Genomic DNA, 15,234 nt, shown 5'->3' on the forward strand with positions numbered 1-15,234 from the left:
GCGAAGCAGCGGTGCGATCCGTCAGGACCGCGAAAGCCCGGGTCGTCACGGAGAGCGGCGACCCGGGCAGTTCGGGTGACGCCTACGCGCCACCACCCGCGGTGAAGATGTCCTGCGAGATCTTGTCGAGCTGCGTGCGGAGCTGCTCGAGCTCCGACTTCGCCTTGTCCAGAGCAGCCTTCGTCTCCGGCCAGGTCGAACCGCGGAACGTCGAGGCGAGCGGGCCGTCCCACACGTTCGAGTCCGACAGGATGCGCCCCTGTGCGTCGAGCTGCGAGATCTGGTCGGTGAACCCGCCGTTCACGATCGACTGGATCTGACGGATGGCGCTCTTCGCCTGCTCAGTGGAAAGCACACGCGACATGGTGAACCTCTTTCGTTTCGTAGCTGCACCCCCGCGCAGTGGAAATCCCCCCGGAGGCTCTGACGCGACCCACGATACCCAGATTCCGGCGCAGATGTCACCGTTCTTATATCGTGACGATTCCTCCCCTCGTTCGGGGGTCACGGAGCTGGCTCCTCCACAGGGAGGTCGTTCACCACGCGTTTCCACAGCGGTTGCCTGACGCCCTCCGGCTGCAGGGACCGGGTGGCAGGATGTGGACATGGACACCGAACCGCAGCTCGACGGCGAATCCGTCGCACCGGACCTGGACGACTTCGACGAGGTCATCGAGATCGAGCACGAGTCGCTGCCCACCGACCGCTACTTCGACCGCGAGCTCAGCTGGCTCCGGTTCAACCAGCGCGTGCTCGAACTCGGCGAGGACCGCACGCAGCCACTGCTCGAGCGCGCGAACTTCCTGGCGATCTTCGCGTCCAACCTCGACGAGTTCTTCATGGTCCGGGTCGCCGGCCTGAAGCGCCGCATCGACACCGGGATCGCCGTCCCGACCAACGTCGGCCGTGCACCCCTCGACGTCCTGCGGGACATCGCCGCGAAGGCGCACGAGCTGCAGGACCGCCACGCGCAGGCCTTCATCGGGTCGCTCAAGCCCGACCTCGACGCCGCCGGCATCCACGTCGAGCACTGGTCCGACCTGGACGAGGCCGACCGGCTCAGGATGCGCGAGTACTTCAACGAGCAGATCTTCCCGGTGCTCATGCCGTTGGCGGTCGACCCGGCGCACCCGTTCCCGTACATCTCGGGGCTGTCGCTCAACCTCGCGGTGCGGGTGCGCAACCCGAAGTCGCAGCGGCAGGAGTTCGCGCGCCTCAAGGTGCCGCAGAACTTCTCCCGCTTCATCACCCTGCCGGACGACAACTCCGGGCGTCTGCGGTTCATCCCGCTCGAGGACCTCATCGCGAACCACCTCGACGACCTGTTCCCGGGGATGGAGGTGCTCGAGCACCACGTGTTCCGGGTCACCCGCAACGAGGACGTCGAGATCGAGGAGGACGAGGCCGAGAACCTCATCCAGGCCCTCGAGCGCGAACTGCTCCGTCGTCGCTTCGGTCCGCCGATCCGCCTCGAGATCACCGAGGACATGGACCCGGTGACCCTCGACCTGCTCGTGCGCGAGCTCGACATCACCGAGCAGGAGGTCTTCCGCCTGCCGTCGCCGCTCGACCTCGGCGGCCTGTTCGAGATCGCCAAGATCAACCGTCCCGACCTGCACTACCCGAAGCACGTGCCGACGACCCCGGTGCAGTTCCAGCCGGGCGAGCCGAACACGAAGCCCGACCTGTTCCGCGCGATCGCCTCGCGGGACGTCCTGGTGCACCACCCGTACGAGTCCTTCGCGACGAGCGTGCAGGCGTTCCTCGAGCAGGCCGCCGCCGACCCGAACGTCCTCGCGATCAAGCAGACGCTGTACCGCACGTCGGGCGACAGCCCCATCGTCGAGGCGCTCATCGACGCCGCCGCCGCGGGCAAGCAGGTCCTGGCGCTCGTGGAGATCAAGGCGCGCTTCGACGAGCAGAACAACATCACGTGGGCCCGCAAGCTCGAGAAGGCCGGCGTGCACGTGGTCTACGGCCTGGTCGGCCTGAAGACGCACTCCAAGCTCGTGCTCGTCATCCGGCAGGAGGGCGGCACCCTCAAGCACTACAGCCACATCGGGACGGGCAACTACAACCCGAAGACCTCGCGCATCTACGAGGACATGGGCCTGTTCACCTCGGACGACACCGTGGGCAAGGACCTCACGCGGCTGTTCAACGAGCTGTCCGGCTACGCGATCGAGAAGAAGTTCAAGCGCCTGCTCGTCGCACCGCTGCACCTCCGCAAGGGGCTGCTCAAGCGCATCCAGGCCGAGGCCGACAACGCCCGCGCCGGCAAGCCCTCGGGCATCCGCATCAAGGTCAACTCGATGGTGGACGAGCAGATCATCGACGCGCTCTACCTCGCGAGCCAGGCCGGCGTGCCGATCGACGTGTGGGTGCGCGGCATCTGCTCGCTCAAGCCGGGCATGGAAGGCGTCAGCGACACGATCCGGGTACGCAGCGTCGTCGGCCGGTACCTCGAGCACTCCCGTGCCTTCGCGTTCCACAACGACGGCGACCCCGCCGTGTTCATCGGTTCGGCGGACATGATGCACCGCAACCTCGACCGCCGTGTCGAAGCCCTCGTGCGACTGTCCGACCCGGCGCACGTGAACGAGGTCCAGGACATGTTCGACCTCGCGATGGCGGACACGACGAGCTCGTGGCACCTCGAGTCGGACGGTGAGTGGACGCGCCGTTCGACCGACGAGGACGGACGCCCCCTCGACGACGTGCAGAATGTCCTCATGCGGAAGATCTCGGCGCGGAAGCGCTCGACTCGGTGAGCGGCGGTTCCTCAGGACCGGTCCTCGCGGCGGGTGCCGTCGTCTGGCGGGAAGCACACGGCGTCCCGCTGGTGCTGCTCATCCACCGCGACCACCACAAGGACGTCTCGTTCCCGAAGGGCAAGGTCGACCCGGGCGAGGGAGTCCCGACGGCCGCCGTGCGCGAGATCCACGAGGAGACGGGCTTCCGCGTGCACCTCGGCGCCCCGCTGGGCACCGCGGAGTACGTGCTGCCGAGCGGCCGCGACAAGGTGGTGCACTACTGGTCCGCCCGCGTCTCCTCGAAGGAGTACGAGCGCGCCGGGAAGTTCCGGCCGAACGACGAGGTCGCCTCGGTCGAGTGGGTGACGCTCGACGCCGCCCGGCACCGGCTGACGTACGACCGTGACGTCGCGATCCTGGACCGCTTCGCCGAGCGCGTCGCCGCCGGGGAGCACCGTACCTTCGCCCTGATCGCGCTCCGGCACGCCAAGACGGTGCCCGGCTCGGACTGGAACGGCCCCGACGCCACCCGTCCGCTGCTGCCGGTCGGTCGGACCCAGGCCAAGGCCGTCGCATCTCCCGTCGCCGCGTTCGGCCCGAAGAAGATCGTCAGCAGCACGGCGGCGCGGTGCCTCGCGACCGTCGAGCCGCTGTCCGACCGCACGCACGTCGGGGTGTCCAGTACGCCGGACATCAGCCAGGACGCCCACGACCGCGGCGCGGCCAACGTCAAGGGCGTCGTGCAGAAGCGCCTCGAGAAGGCGAAGTCCACGGTCCTGTGCTCGCACGGCCCCGTACTGCCCGACATCATCGCCCGGATCGCCACCGCGACGGCCGACGACCGCGGTCGATTCGACCTCCGCCGTGCCGCGATGCTCTCCGTCGGCGACTTCGCCGTGATGCACATCGCCGACGGCAAGCTCGTCGCGGTGGAGACGCACCGCAACACCGTCTCGGCGTAGGCCGAGCGCCGGGGGCGAGCCGCGCCTCCAGGCCGCGCACGCCTGCCCGGACCGAGCGTGCACGATCATGCGGATGCATGCTCCCGCGGAGCGCACGACGTTCCCGATCATGCTCCCGTCGGCGCGCCCGCGCACGCCGCCCCGTCGGGCACAACCCCTCGTTCACCTCCCGTTCACCGACGAGCGTGATCCCCGTCACTTCGCGTCCCTACAGTCGCTCCCGGGTCGGCACCGACCCGAGGGACCAGCAGCGGTCCCACCTGCACTGACATTCCCGAAGGGACCCCTGTGAACATCAAGCGAATCGGTACGGTCGCGGCAATCGCGATCGCCGGCGCGGTCGTGCTCTCCTCGTGCGCGGCGAACGAGGACGCGGGCAGCACCGCCTCCTCCACCTCCAGCTCGGGCACCGACTACTCGAAGCTCTCCGGCACGCTCACCGGTTCGGGTTCGTCCGCCCAGCAGACCGCCGAGTCCACCTGGGCCGCCGGCATCCAGAACGTCGCCTCGGGCCTCACGGTCAACTACACCCCCGACGGCTCCGGCGCCGGCCGCAAGAACTTCATCTCGGGTGCCGCGGACTTCGCCGGCTCCGACGCCGCCCTGAAGGACGAGGAGCTCTCCGGCTCGTTCGCCCTCTGCGCCGCGGACTCGAAGGCCATCGACATCCCGGTCTACATCTCCCCGATCGCGATCGCCTACAAGGTGGACGGCGTCAAGGACCTGACCCTCGACGCGAAGACCATCGCGGGCATCTTCTCGGGCAAGATCACCAAGTGGAACGACTCCCAGATCGCCTCCCTCAACAAGGACGCGAAGCTGCCGGACGCGAACATCACGGTCGTGCACCGCTCCGACGACTCGGGCACCACGCAGAACTTCTCCGAGTACGTCTCGGCGAACGCCGGCGACGTCTGGACCGAAGCGCCCAGCCAGACCTTCCCGTACCAGGTCGGCGACAGCGCCAAGGGCACCTCGGGCGTGGCCTCGGCCATGGCCGGCGCCTCGAACGCGATCACCTACATCGACGACTCCGGCGCCGGTGACCTCGACAAGGCGAAGCTCATGGTCGGCGACAAGGCCACCGAGATCTCCGCTGAGGGTGCCGCCAAGGTCGTCTCCGACTCCAAGGTCGTCGAAGGCCGTGCGGACAACGACCTCGCGATCGACATCGACCGCAAGGACACCGCGGACGGCGCCTGGCCGCTCGTGCTCGTCTCCTACGCGATCGCCTGCCAGGAGTACAAGGACGCCGACAAGGGCAAGCTCGTGAAGGGCTACCTCGACTACGTCGTCTCGAAGGACGCGCAGGAGGCCGCCGCGAAGGAGGCCAAGTCGGCCGCCCTCACGGACGACCTGTCGGAGAAGGCCGCGAAGGCCGTCGCCTCCATCAAGTAAGGCCCCCTGAGCGCCCGGACGCCGGTCCCACCCACCACGACCGGCGTCCGGGCACTCTCCCGTCCCGGCGGCCGGGGCAGACCCAGCCGACCGGCCCGTCCCGGCGGCCGGGGCAGACCCAGCCGACCGGCCCGTCCCGGCGGCCGGGGCAGACCCAGCCGACGGGCCCGTCCCGAGGTCCTCCCCTCCGGACACCCAGCACTCCCCAACCCGTCGCCTCCCCCGGCGTTCCTCCGACAGGAGTCCCATGACGACCGCACCGGCCCAGCCAGTGGCCCCCGTCACCCCCAAGCCGAAGCCCGTCGTGCGCATCGGCGACCGGGTCTTCTCCGCCGCCTCGGTCATCGCCGGCGGGCTGATCCTCTTCGTGCTCGTGCTCGTCGCCGCCTTCCTGGTCTGGCAGAGCATCCCGGCGTTCAGCGCCAAGGTCGGCACGCTGCCGAACCAGGCCACGAACTTCTGGGACTACGTCGGGCCGCTCGTCTTCGGCACCGTCTGGTCCGCGCTCATCGCGCTCGTGATCGCCGTGCCGCTCTCCCTCGGGATCGCCCTCTTCATCTCGCACTACGCGCCGCGCCGGGTCGCCCCGGTGCTCGGCTACGTCATCGACCTGCTGGCCGCGGTGCCGTCGGTGGTCTACGGCCTCTGGGGCATCGTGGTGCTGGCGCCCTTCGTGAAGCCGTTCTACGTCTTCCTGAACACCTACCTCGGCTGGTTCCCGCTGTTCTCCGGACAGGTGTCCGGCACCGGCCGCACGATCCTGACCGCCTCGATCGTCCTGGCGGTGATGGCGATCCCGATCATGACCGCGGTCATGCGTGAGATCTTCCTGCAGGCGCCGCGCCTCAACGAGGAAGCCGCTCTGGCCCTCGGCGCGACCCGCTGGGAGATGATCCGCCTGTCGGTCCTGCCGTTCGCCAAGTCCGGCATCGTGTCGGCGATCATGCTCGGCCTCGGGCGGGCGCTGGGCGAGACGATGGCCATCGCCCTGGTGCTGTCGGTGTCGACGAACGTCACCTTCCAGATGCTCACCTCGCTGAACCCCTCGACGATCGCCGCGAACATCGCCCTGCAGTTCGCCGAGGCGTCCGGCACCGCCCTGAACGCCCTCATCGCGTCGGGCCTGATCCTCTTCGTCATCACCCTGGTCATCAACATGCTCGCCCGGTACATCGTCCGTGCGCGAGTGAGCTGAGAGGTACGACCCGATGTCCCTCGCCATCCGTCAGTCCGGCGTCGCCGGCAACGTCTACGCCAACGGCAAGCTGCACAAGTCGGTGCCGTGGCTGCTGCTCGTCGGCTCCTGGGTCGCCCTGATCCTCGTCTTCGTCCTGCTGAACGCCGGCGGCTCCGTCAAGGACTTCAACGTGGTCGCCGCGCTGTTCCTCGGCACGGTCCTGTTCGACGTGCTCATCGTCGTGGTCTCCCGCATCGTCGAGGGTGGCCGCAAGGCCGTCGACCGTCTGATCACCTCGCTCGTCATCACGGCGTTCGTGATCGCGGTGCTCCCGCTCGTGTCGCTGCTCTACACGGTGCTCGCCGACGGCCTCGCCCGGTTCGACGCGGAGTTCTTCTCGTACTCGATGCGCGGCGTCATCTCCGAGGGTGGCGGCGCCGTCCACGCCCTGATCGGCACGCTCGAGATCACGCTGTTCGCGGCGCTCATCTCGGTGCCGATCGGCCTCCTCACGTCGATCTACCTCGTCGAGTACGGCAAGGGCGCGCTCGCGAAGGGCATCACGTTCTTCGTCGACGTCATGACGGGCATCCCGTCGATCGTCGCCGGTCTGTTCGCCTACTCGCTGTTCGCCCTGTTCCTCGGCCCGGGCGCGCGCTTCGGCCTCGTCGGCTCGGTGGCGCTCTCCGTGCTGATGATCCCGATCGTGGTGCGGTCCACCGAAGAGGTGCTCAAGATCGTGCCGATGGAGCTCCGTGAGGCCTCGTACGCCCTCGGCGTCCCGAAGTACCTCACCATCCTCAAGGTCGTGCTCCCGACGTCCCTCGCCGGCATCACCACCGGCGTCATGCTCTCCATCGCCCGCGTCATCGGCGAGACGGCACCGCTCCTGGTGACGGCCGGGTTCACCGCGAGCATGAACTACGACCTGTTCAAGAACCCGATGATGACGCTGCCGGTGTTCGCGTACACCCAGTACTCGCAGCAGGGCGCCAACCCGGTCCCGTTCGTCGACCGGGCCTGGACCGCCGCGCTCCTGCTCATCCTCATCGTGATGCTGCTCAACCTGCTCGCCCGGTTCATCACCCGCCTGTTCGCCCCCAAGCTCAGCCGCTAGCCTCCGACCACCGGCAACGGCACCACCCACCCCGAAGGAACACTGTGTCCAAGCGCATCGAGGTCGACGGCCTCAACGTCTACTACTCGAAGTTCAAGGCGGTCGAGGGCGTCGACATGACGATCGAGCCCCGCACCGTCACCGCGTTCATCGGCCCGTCCGGCTGCGGCAAGTCCACCTTCCTCCGCACGCTGAACCGCATGCACGAGGTCATCCCCGGCGCCTACGTCGAGGGCTCGGTCAAGATCGACGGCGACGACCTCTACGGTGCCGGCGTCGACCCGGTCATCGTCCGCCGTCAGGTCGGCATGGTGTTCCAGCGTCCGAACCCGTTCCCGACGATGTCCATCAAGGACAACGTGCTCGCCGGCGTGAAGCTCAACAACAAGCGCGTCTCCCGCTCCGAGGCCGACGACATCGTCGAGCGCTCCCTGCAGGGCGCGAACCTCTGGAACGAGGTCAAGGACCGCCTCGACAAGCCCGGCATGGGCCTGTCCGGTGGCCAGCAGCAGCGTCTCTGCATCGCACGTGCGATCGCCGTCCAGCCCGACGTGCTCCTGATGGACGAGCCGTGCTCCGCGCTCGACCCGATCTCGACCCTGGCGATCGAGGACCTCATCGAGGAGCTGAAGAAGGAGTTCACGATCGTCATCGTGACCCACAACATGCAGCAGGCCTCGCGCGTCAGCGACAAGACGGCGTTCTTCAACATCGCCGGCACCGGTGCTCCGGGCAAGCTCATCGAGTTCGACGACACCGCCACGATGTTCTCGAACCCGTCCGTGCAGGCCACCGAGGACTACGTCTCCGGCCGCTTCGGGTGATCGACGCCGCTGAGCGCTGACCGAGCACGACAAGACCGACGTCGCACGACGTCGGTCTTGTCGTTCCAGGTCAGCGCGGACGCCAACTGGTCCGCGCGAACGCCAACCAGACGGCGCAGCCGCCGACCGCTCAGGCGGTGGGGACCGCCATGATCGGCGTCGTGGTCGGCTGCTCCGAACCACCGGCCGGCTCGACGGTCATGCCGATCGTCACGCCGTGCGACCGCGTGCCCGTGAGGACCGCCGAGTGCACCCCGTCGGACACACCGTCCAGCAGGCCGGCGGCGCTGATCTTGCCGCCCTCGCCCTCCGAACCGATGTACCAGAGCTCGTACGTCTTGCCCTCCGGCGCCGGGGCGACCCCGTCGAGGATGACCGCCGACTTGCCGAGCGAGTTCGACCAGACGACCGTGGCCGTCCCGCCGCCGGACACCTTCGCGGTGCTGCGCTTGAAGTCCGAGGCGGCGTAGATCCGGTCGAGGCCACCGCTCGCCTGCGTCGTGCCCGGCCCGGGCTGGTTCGACGGGGTGAAGTTCGTACCCACGCCGAGCCCGACACCGAGGAACACCACGGCGACCGCGGCTGCGGTGGACAGGAGGGCTGCCGGACGCTGGAACCACCGACGCTGGGCGGTGGCACTGGCGCCGCCACCCGCACGGTTGCGGCGCGTGGCGGGGGTGAACCGTGCCTCCTGGCCGGCGTCGCCGACCACGTCGGGAACCGGAGCAGCCGGAGCAGCCGCAGGAGTTGCCGGGGCCGCAGCGAGCGGCGCCGCCTGCGGCGTCGACGCGATCTGCGCCATCAGTGAGGCCTTGAGGGATGCCGGCGGCTCGATCGGGTCGACCGCGTAGGCGAGCTGCAGTGCGGTCTCCCGCAGCGAGTCGGCCTCGGCACGGAGTTCGGGAGAGTCGAAGAACGTTGCCTCGAGCATCGCACGCTCGTCGTCGGTGAGGGCGTCGAGCGCGTGCGAGCCGGTGAGCAGGGCCGGGTCGTCGTGGCGTTCGGTCATGACGTCACCCCCATCTCGTCGCGGAGTCGGATCATCCCGTCACGGAGACGGGTCTTGACGGTGCCGATCGGGACACCGAGGTGTGCGGCCATCTCGCTGTGCGAGTAGCCGCCGTAGTAGGCGAGTTGCACGGCCTGGCGCTGGAACTCGGTGAGTTTCCCGAGCGCCCGGCTGACGCGTTCGTGTTCGATGCGGATCTCGACCGACTCGGAAACGTCGTCGATGCCGGCCTCGAAGTCGCGGATGCCGATCTTGGTGTCCCGGTCGTGCGAGGACTGCGACGCCCGGACCCGGTCGACCGCTCGGCGGTGCGCCATGGTGAGGATCCAGCTGGAGGCCGTCCCACGCTGCCGGTCGAAGCGCGTGGCCTGCTGCCAGACCTCGAGGAAGACCTCCTGCGCGACCTCTTCGGACTGCGCACGGTCCCGGAGGAGGCGCGTCACGAGTCCGAGCACACGGCCCGACAGGGCGTCGTACAGTTCGGAGAAGGCCGCCTGGTCGCCGGTCGCCACCCGGGCGAGGAGGTCGTCAGGCGACGCCTGAGCCGGCTCGGTCGAGCTCCAGCTCTCAGTGTCGCGAGTCACGAGTGCAAGCATTGCAGGTTTCCCTCCTTCCGGTCGCGTCTTCTGCCGACACACGCGCTGTTCGAGCGTGCGTCACGTCCAGAACGAGGGCCCACGTGACCCGCAGGGAATTGACCGCCAGGGAGCGGACCGGGTCGCGCGGGGCCCTCGTCTCGTGACCGACGATGTCGCCTGTCACGGTGATGATTCGGCACCCTCGCCCCGGCGGATTGGAGCGGTTCTCAACCATGTTCGGGGCACACGCCCGGGGACGGTCCTGTCCGTCGAGAGTGAACAGGGTCGTGTGCGCAGCCGACACCTCGTAGACTCGGTGTCGCCGGGCCGCAGCAAGCCCCGGGCTCCAAAATTCGCCGCTTCGAGCGGCCTCGCGCCGAGAGGCGCTTCTGCGGCCCGGTTCTTCTCTGCCCGGATCCGCGTTGCGGGCCGGTTCTCGTCTGCCCGTGTCCGGGTTGCGGCGCGGTCCTCGTCTGCCCGTGTCCGGATCCGCGTTGCGGCCCGGTCCTCGTCTGCCCGTGTCCGGGCTGTGGGCCTGGAGGCGCGGCGGAGGTCCGCCCCGCCCCTCGCTCAGTCCAGGCTGTCGCGGCGCCAGAGCGCCGCTGCCTCGGTCAGGTCCGCCGCCAGCTCCGTCAGACGGAGCGCCCGCGTCGTCAGCTCGCTCGCCCGCTCCCCCGCAGTCAGGTCCGCATCGTCCGCGACCGCCGTCGCGCCGGCCGCCGTCAAGCGGCAGAACGCGGCCCCACGATCGAGTGCCACCGCGAGGTCGCCCGTGTACAAGCCGTGCAGGATGCGGTCCGCCAGCGTCAGGATCTCCGCGGGTCCGGTCGGCTGCTCGGCACCGGCGACGGCCTCGTCGATCGTGCCGATGCGCTCGGTGCCGCGCTCGAACAGGTACGCGATCTCCTCCGGGTTCTGCCGGATGACCACCCGCACCAGGTAGATCCGCCACAGGGCGCCCGGGAGCGTGTGCGCCCCCACCCGCGCCCACAACTCGGCGATGGCGTCGATGCCGTGCACGTCCGTGTAGGTCACCAGTCGTTCGACGACCGCCGGGTCCGGGTCCTCGCGCACCCGGTGCAGCAACGCGTTCGCGGTCTCGTGCGCGACACGGTTCACCAGTGCCGGGTCCTCGCCGCCCTGGATCGCGGCGAACTCCTGGTCGGTGAAGTGGACGGGACGGTGGTGATCGCGAGGCACCGCGACAGTGTAGGCGCGACCGGGCGCGGAGCACGTCCCCCGTTCGCCGAGAACGCAACGGGCCGTCGGCGCGTACCGTGACCCGCCAGGGAGGCACCCCTCCCGGACGTGAAGAAGAGGACACTCCATGAACGCCCTGCTCATCATCCTGGCCGTGATCGCGGTCGTCCTGCTGTTCGTCGGTGGCTTCGCCGCGAGCCTGAAGTTCCTGCTGTGGGTCGGGATCGTGCTGCTCGTCGTCGCGGTGGTCCTGTGGCTGCTGCGCACGCTCACCGGACGACGGAGCTGACGCACCCGTTTCCCGACCGGAGGCCCTCACCCGCTAGCCTTGCGGGTGAGGGCCTCTAGCTCAGTTGGTAGAGCACCGGACTTTTAATCCGAGGGTCGTGGGTTCGAGCCCCACGGGGCCCACCACGAAACGCCCCGGCCCGCGACCGTCTCCGGTGGCGGCACCACGTACCCTCGACCAGTGGCTGAACGAGGAAGACGCGGCGCGAGGCTCGCGGGGATCGCCGGCGTGGCCGTGCTCGTGCTCGTCCTGTCGACGGCGGTCGCCTGGTCCCGCCTGGACCCGGTGCAACGCGCGACGCTGTGGGCAGAGGACGGCCGGAACTTCGTCTCCGAGTACATGGTCGACGGTCTCGGGGCCACGCTCTTCCGGCCGTTCGGCGGGTACCTGCAGCTCGTCCCCCGGCTGATCGCGGCGACGAGCAGCACGGTCGCCTCCCCGGAGCACCTCGCGCAGACCGTCACGCTGCTGTCCTGCGCCGGTGTCGGTGCGGTGAGCGCACTGCTCTACCTCTACGGTCGGACGCTGCTGCGGACCCCGGTCGCGCCGTTCCTGCTCGCAGCCGTGCCCCCGCTGATCCCGACCGCGCCGCGGGAGGCACTCGGGACGATGAACAACCTGCACTCGTTCCTGCTGCTGCTCGTCCCGTTCGTGCTCCTCGTCGTGCCGCGGTCGTGGTGGACGTCGGCAGCGACCGCGCTCGTCGTCGCGACCATCGTGCTCAGCGAGACGCAGGCCCTGCTCTTCGCCCCCCTGCTGCTCGTCGGGATCCGGCAGCGGAGGAAGTGGCCCGTCGTCGCCGCGTTCCTCGCCGCCGGCGCAGCGCAGGTCGTCACGTCCGCGCTCTTCCCCCGACCCGCGCTGCACTACGGCGCGGCGACCCCCGTCACCCTCGCTGACGTCGTCGTCGGGTTCGTCACGGTGCCGCTCCCCACGGTGTGGACCACCCGGCTCGACGCGGTCGCGGCCACGATCACCGCCGCCGGGACGACACCGTTCGTCGTGCTGGCCGTCGTCTGCGTCGGCGTGGCCGTCGCCGGCATCGTCCTCGGTCGTGGCGTGCACCGGTGGCTCATCGCCGCGACGGTGCTCGGGGCCGCGGCCCTCTGGTCTGCCGCGCTCCTGGTGACGCCCGCGGGCGCGTTCGCGTTCACGCAGGGCGTCGCGGAGCACGTCGCGCACTTCGGGACCATCCGGTACGCCACCGTCAGCTCCGGCTTCCTCCTCGTCGCGCTCGTCGTCACCGCGGACGCACTCTGGGGCCCGGGCTGGGTCCGCCGCGCCGCCGCCGTCGTGATCGCCGTCGCGGTCGCGGTGCCGCTCGTCGTGAACCACCACGACTCCGGTCACGCGACCCGCTCCGACGGGCCCACGATCGCGTCCCAGGTGCCCGCTGCCCGCGAGGCGTGTGCGACCGACGACCGGGCGGAGGCCCTGCTCAAGCAGTCCCCGGACCGGGCGCCGTGGACCGTCACGCTGACGTGCGAGTACCTCGAGCGCCGGTGACGTTCGGGGTACAAGTCCCCCACAGCCGAATCATGGCGTTTTCGGTCCACAGTTCAGTCCGCGTTCAGCAGACTGTTGGGCTGCCGCCGATAGTGTCGTTCCCGGATCCGATCGACGGATCCTGCACCACTGCACCACCAGGAACGAACGGGGTACACCGTGATCGAGCCCATCGAAGCCACGCAGACCAGCACCACCGGTGACGCGCGCCGCATCGTCGAGCTCGCGGCAGCGACGAACACGACGATGAGCAACGAGCTGCTGCTCGACACGCTCCGCCGGAACGCGCAGGTGACGACCCGCCACATCCGCAAGGACTTCGTCGAGGTCGCGACCGGCGCCGCGGTGCTCGGGTACGTGTGCCGGCAGCGCAAGGACTTCATCGCACTGCGCGGGGACGACCCGGCGTGGGCGCAGGAGGTCGGCCGGTACGGCAGCGAGTCGCTCGCGGTCGAGGCGCTCCGCATGCGTCGCGCCTGAGCACGACGCCGGGGCCCCGCTTCCGGCCAGCAACGTAGGACGCGGGGCCAACAACGCAGGACGCGGGGCCAGCGACGCAGGACGCCGCCCCGGTGGGAGCCGAGCGGCGACCTGCGTCCGGGCGACCGTCAGGACCAGACGCGGCGGATGCCCCAGGTGCCCGTCCAGGACTCGTCGGGCTCGAGCCAGCGCAGACCCTCACCGGAGTTGAGCGCGTTCGCCGGAGCGGTCATGGGTTCGACCGCCACCGCCAGGCCCGTGCCGTCGCCGCGGGGGAACTCGCGGGAGGTGAAGACCTGCACGTACGGGAACGACGCGTCCTGCCAGAGTTCGACGCCGTCGCCCTCCGGGCCGTGCATCGTCGTCCGGCGGACCCCGTCGGCGTCGGGCGTGATGTCGGTGTACGCCGTGTCGAGGTCCGAGTCGCCGGCACGTCGGCCCGCGCGGAGGTCGGAGGGCGTCCCGCCCACCGGCACCGACCCGTTCGGCACCTTCCGCTCGTCGACGGTGAACGCGGTCGCGGCGTCGAGCGTGACGACCAGGTCCTCCGCCGGGGTGTCGCCGGCGCGGAGGTACGGGTGCGCACCGACCGCGAAGGGCGCACGCACGCCCGAGCGGTTCACGACCTCGTGCGTCACGCGGATGCCGTCGTCGACGAGCTCGTGGTGCACGCGGGTCTCGAGGGTGAACGGCCAGCCGTGCTGCGGGTGGATGGTGGCCTCCTGCACGATGCCCGACTCCGTCTGGGACACCACGCGGTAGGGGGCGAAGCGGAGCAGTCCGTGCGAGGCGTTGCCGTACTTCGGCTCCGAGACGTCGAGCTGCTGGCGCTTGCCGTCGAGCTCCCACACCCCGCCGGCGACCCGGTTCGGCCACGGCACCAGCACGATGCCGTTCGCCCCGGGCGGCTGCTCGGACACGGGGAACGGCTCGGTGAGGTCGAACCCGGCGACCCGGAGTTCGCGGATGCCGGCGGCGACCTCGGTGACGACCGCCTCGACGACCCCGTCGGGTCCGGCGTGACGGAGGTGGTACTGGCCCCCGGTGGGTGCTGCGGTCATGCGGTGTGGTCCTCTCCAGCTGGTTCGACACGCGGTTCGCCGTCCGCGACGACCACCTCGACGCCGGCCGCCCGGATCGGGGCGATCGCGTCCGCCGTGGTCTCGGCGGTGACGACGACGTCGATGTCCTCGAGCGCGCGGACGACCCCGATGTGGGCCCGGCCGAACTTCGACCCGTCCGCGACCACGACGGTACGCCTGGCCGTGGCGGCGAGCATGCGCTTCGCCTCCGTCTCGGGGAGGTTCACGTTCGTCAGGCCGTGCTCGACGTCGATGCCGGTCCCGCCCAGGAACACCACGTCGGCGGCGATCACCGGCAGCAGCGTGTTGTTGAACGGCGCGACGAGCGAGTGCTGGAGCGGTCGGAGCGTGCCGCCGGTGACCACGACGGCGAACCGCGGGACGGCGCGTTCGAGCACGAGGGCCGTCGTGAGCGAGTTGGTGACCACGGTGACGTCGACCAGGTCGTCCCGGGCGACGAGCGCCGTCGCGACCGCGGCCGGCGTGGTGCCGACGTCGAGCACGACGCACTGTCCGGAGCGCACGAGGGCCGCCGCGGCGCGACCGATCGCGGCCTTGGCGACCTGGTGCTCGACGGCGGTCTCCTCGAAGGGCCGCTCGCCGGAACCGGCCCCGAGGCGGACGGCACCGCCGTGCACCCGCCTGATCCGTGCCTCCAGGTCGAGGGAGGCGAGATCCTGCCGAACGGTCACCTCGCTGGTGCCCAGCGCTGCTGCCAGGGCGGCGGTCCGGACCATGCCGGGCGCGCCCTCGACGATCGAGACGATGCGGTCCTGGCGCAGCGGCGCGGGGAGTGCACCGGCGAGGAAGGAGAGGTCGTCGTCCGTCACGGAACCAGTTTCACGTACTTACGGACGCT

General features: G+C 70.0%; 15 protein-coding genes and 1 tRNA gene. 10 read left to right on the forward strand and 6 right to left on the reverse strand.

All coding sequences use genetic code 11. The features are described from left to right. Nucleotides 1-82: 82 nt before the first annotated feature. Nucleotides 83-364: a pyrophosphorylase gene (locus ACRQ4B_RS00815; RefSeq protein WP_079237263.1), complete on the reverse strand. Its 282-nt coding sequence runs from the start codon at nt 362-364 to the stop codon at nt 83-85. 241 nt (nt 365-605) lie between these two features. On the opposite strand from ACRQ4B_RS00815, the gene ACRQ4B_RS00820 reads away from it, so the two are divergent. The 6 genes from ACRQ4B_RS00820 (at nt 606) to pstB (ending at nt 8,231) form a co-directional block, all read left to right on the forward strand. Beyond that, entirely contained in the window at nt 606-2,771 is a 2,166-nt protein-coding gene (locus tag ACRQ4B_RS00820; RefSeq protein ID WP_439692835.1) for an RNA degradosome polyphosphate kinase, read from the forward strand. Then, nucleotides 2,768-3,715, forward strand: coding sequence for an NUDIX hydrolase (locus ACRQ4B_RS00825; protein ID WP_439692836.1), 948 nt, complete (start codon nt 2,768-2,770; stop codon nt 3,713-3,715). The genes ACRQ4B_RS00820 and ACRQ4B_RS00825 overlap by 4 nt, the downstream gene beginning before the upstream one ends. A 288-nt stretch (nt 3,716-4,003) precedes the next feature. Further along, nucleotides 4,004-5,113: a phosphate ABC transporter substrate-binding protein PstS gene (locus ACRQ4B_RS00830; protein WP_439692837.1), complete on the forward strand. Its 1,110-nt coding sequence runs from the start codon at nt 4,004-4,006 to the stop codon at nt 5,111-5,113. 247 nt (nt 5,114-5,360) lie between these two features. After that, entirely contained in the window at nt 5,361-6,308 is a 948-nt protein-coding gene (gene pstC / locus ACRQ4B_RS00835; RefSeq protein ID WP_439692838.1) for a phosphate ABC transporter permease subunit PstC, read from the forward strand. A 13-nt stretch (nt 6,309-6,321) separates the two neighbouring features. Then, a complete protein-coding gene (gene pstA / locus ACRQ4B_RS00840) occupies nt 6,322-7,407 on the forward strand; it encodes a phosphate ABC transporter permease PstA (RefSeq protein ID WP_439692839.1) in 1,086 nt (361 codons plus the stop codon). A gap of 44 nt (nt 7,408-7,451) precedes the next feature. Further along, nucleotides 7,452-8,231, forward strand: coding sequence for a phosphate ABC transporter ATP-binding protein PstB (gene pstB / locus ACRQ4B_RS00845; protein ID WP_439692840.1), 780 nt, complete (start codon nt 7,452-7,454; stop codon nt 8,229-8,231). Nucleotides 8,232-8,361: 130 nt separating this feature from the next. Here the strand turns inward: pstB and ACRQ4B_RS00850 are convergent, their stop codons facing one another. From ACRQ4B_RS00850 to ACRQ4B_RS00860, 3 genes are all read right to left on the reverse strand, one after another. Continuing rightward, nucleotides 8,362-9,240, reverse strand: coding sequence for an anti-sigma factor (locus tag ACRQ4B_RS00850; RefSeq protein WP_439692841.1), 879 nt, complete (start codon nt 9,238-9,240; stop codon nt 8,362-8,364). Further along, entirely contained in the window at nt 9,237-9,836 is a 600-nt protein-coding gene (sigK, locus tag ACRQ4B_RS00855; protein ID WP_439692842.1) for an ECF RNA polymerase sigma factor SigK, read from the reverse strand. Before sigK ends, ACRQ4B_RS00850 begins: the two co-directional genes overlap by 4 nt. A 552-nt stretch (nt 9,837-10,388) precedes the next feature. Then, nucleotides 10,389-11,018, reverse strand: coding sequence for a DNA-directed RNA polymerase subunit beta (locus tag ACRQ4B_RS00860; protein ID WP_439692843.1), 630 nt, complete (start codon nt 11,016-11,018; stop codon nt 10,389-10,391). Between the two features lie 127 nt (nt 11,019-11,145). Here ACRQ4B_RS00860 and ACRQ4B_RS00865 point away from each other — a divergent pair, with 127 nt between their 5' ends. The 4 genes from ACRQ4B_RS00865 (at nt 11,146) to ACRQ4B_RS00880 (ending at nt 13,293) form a co-directional block, all read left to right on the forward strand. Beyond that, a complete protein-coding gene (locus ACRQ4B_RS00865) occupies nt 11,146-11,307 on the forward strand; it encodes a hypothetical protein (RefSeq protein WP_439692844.1) in 162 nt (53 codons plus the stop codon). Nucleotides 11,308-11,356: 49 nt separating this feature from the next. Further along, nucleotides 11,357-11,432: transfer RNA gene (locus tag ACRQ4B_RS00870), tRNA-Lys, on the forward strand. 55 nt (nt 11,433-11,487) lie between these two features. Beyond that, nucleotides 11,488-12,813 carry a hypothetical protein gene (locus ACRQ4B_RS00875; RefSeq protein WP_439692845.1) on the forward strand — a complete coding sequence of 442 codons (1,326 nt, stop codon included), beginning with the start codon at nt 11,488-11,490 and terminating at the stop codon, nt 12,811-12,813. A gap of 159 nt (nt 12,814-12,972) precedes the next feature. Then, entirely contained in the window at nt 12,973-13,293 is a 321-nt protein-coding gene (locus ACRQ4B_RS00880) for a hypothetical protein (protein WP_439692846.1), read from the forward strand. Nucleotides 13,294-13,421: 128 nt separating this feature from the next. Here the strand turns inward: ACRQ4B_RS00880 and ACRQ4B_RS00885 are convergent, their stop codons facing one another. Further along, nucleotides 13,422-14,354 (reverse strand): aldose 1-epimerase family protein, encoded by a 933-nt coding sequence (locus ACRQ4B_RS00885; RefSeq protein ID WP_439692847.1) that lies wholly within the window; start codon nt 14,352-14,354, stop codon nt 13,422-13,424. Beyond that, entirely contained in the window at nt 14,351-15,205 is an 855-nt protein-coding gene (locus ACRQ4B_RS00890; protein WP_439692848.1) for a DeoR/GlpR family DNA-binding transcription regulator, read from the reverse strand. Before ACRQ4B_RS00890 ends, ACRQ4B_RS00885 begins: the two co-directional genes overlap by 4 nt. Nucleotides 15,206-15,234: the final 29 nt, after the last annotated feature.

Source organism: Curtobacterium sp. SP.BCo (assembly GCF_051903265.1).
Taxonomy (GTDB): Bacteria; Actinomycetota; Actinomycetes; order Actinomycetales; family Microbacteriaceae; genus Curtobacterium.

Coding starts and splice junctions, on each gene's coding strand:
- pstA (WP_439692839.1), top strand. CDS start 6,322: ATGTCCCTCGCCATCCGTCAGTCCGGCGTCGCCGGCAACGTCTACGCC.
- sigK (WP_439692842.1), bottom strand. CDS start 9,836: ATGCTTGCACTCGTGACTCGCGACACTGAGAGCTGGAGCTCGACCGAG.
- pstC (WP_439692838.1), top strand. CDS start 5,361: ATGACGACCGCACCGGCCCAGCCAGTGGCCCCCGTCACCCCCAAGCCG.
- ACRQ4B_RS00885 (WP_439692847.1), bottom strand. CDS start 14,354: ATGACCGCAGCACCCACCGGGGGCCAGTACCACCTCCGTCACGCCGGA.
- ACRQ4B_RS00820 (WP_439692835.1), top strand. CDS start 606: ATGGACACCGAACCGCAGCTCGACGGCGAATCCGTCGCACCGGACCTG.
- ACRQ4B_RS00865 (WP_439692844.1), top strand. CDS start 11,146: ATGAACGCCCTGCTCATCATCCTGGCCGTGATCGCGGTCGTCCTGCTG.
- ACRQ4B_RS00850 (WP_439692841.1), bottom strand. CDS start 9,240: ATGACCGAACGCCACGACGACCCGGCCCTGCTCACCGGCTCGCACGCG.
- ACRQ4B_RS00815 (WP_079237263.1), bottom strand. CDS start 364: ATGTCGCGTGTGCTTTCCACTGAGCAGGCGAAGAGCGCCATCCGTCAG.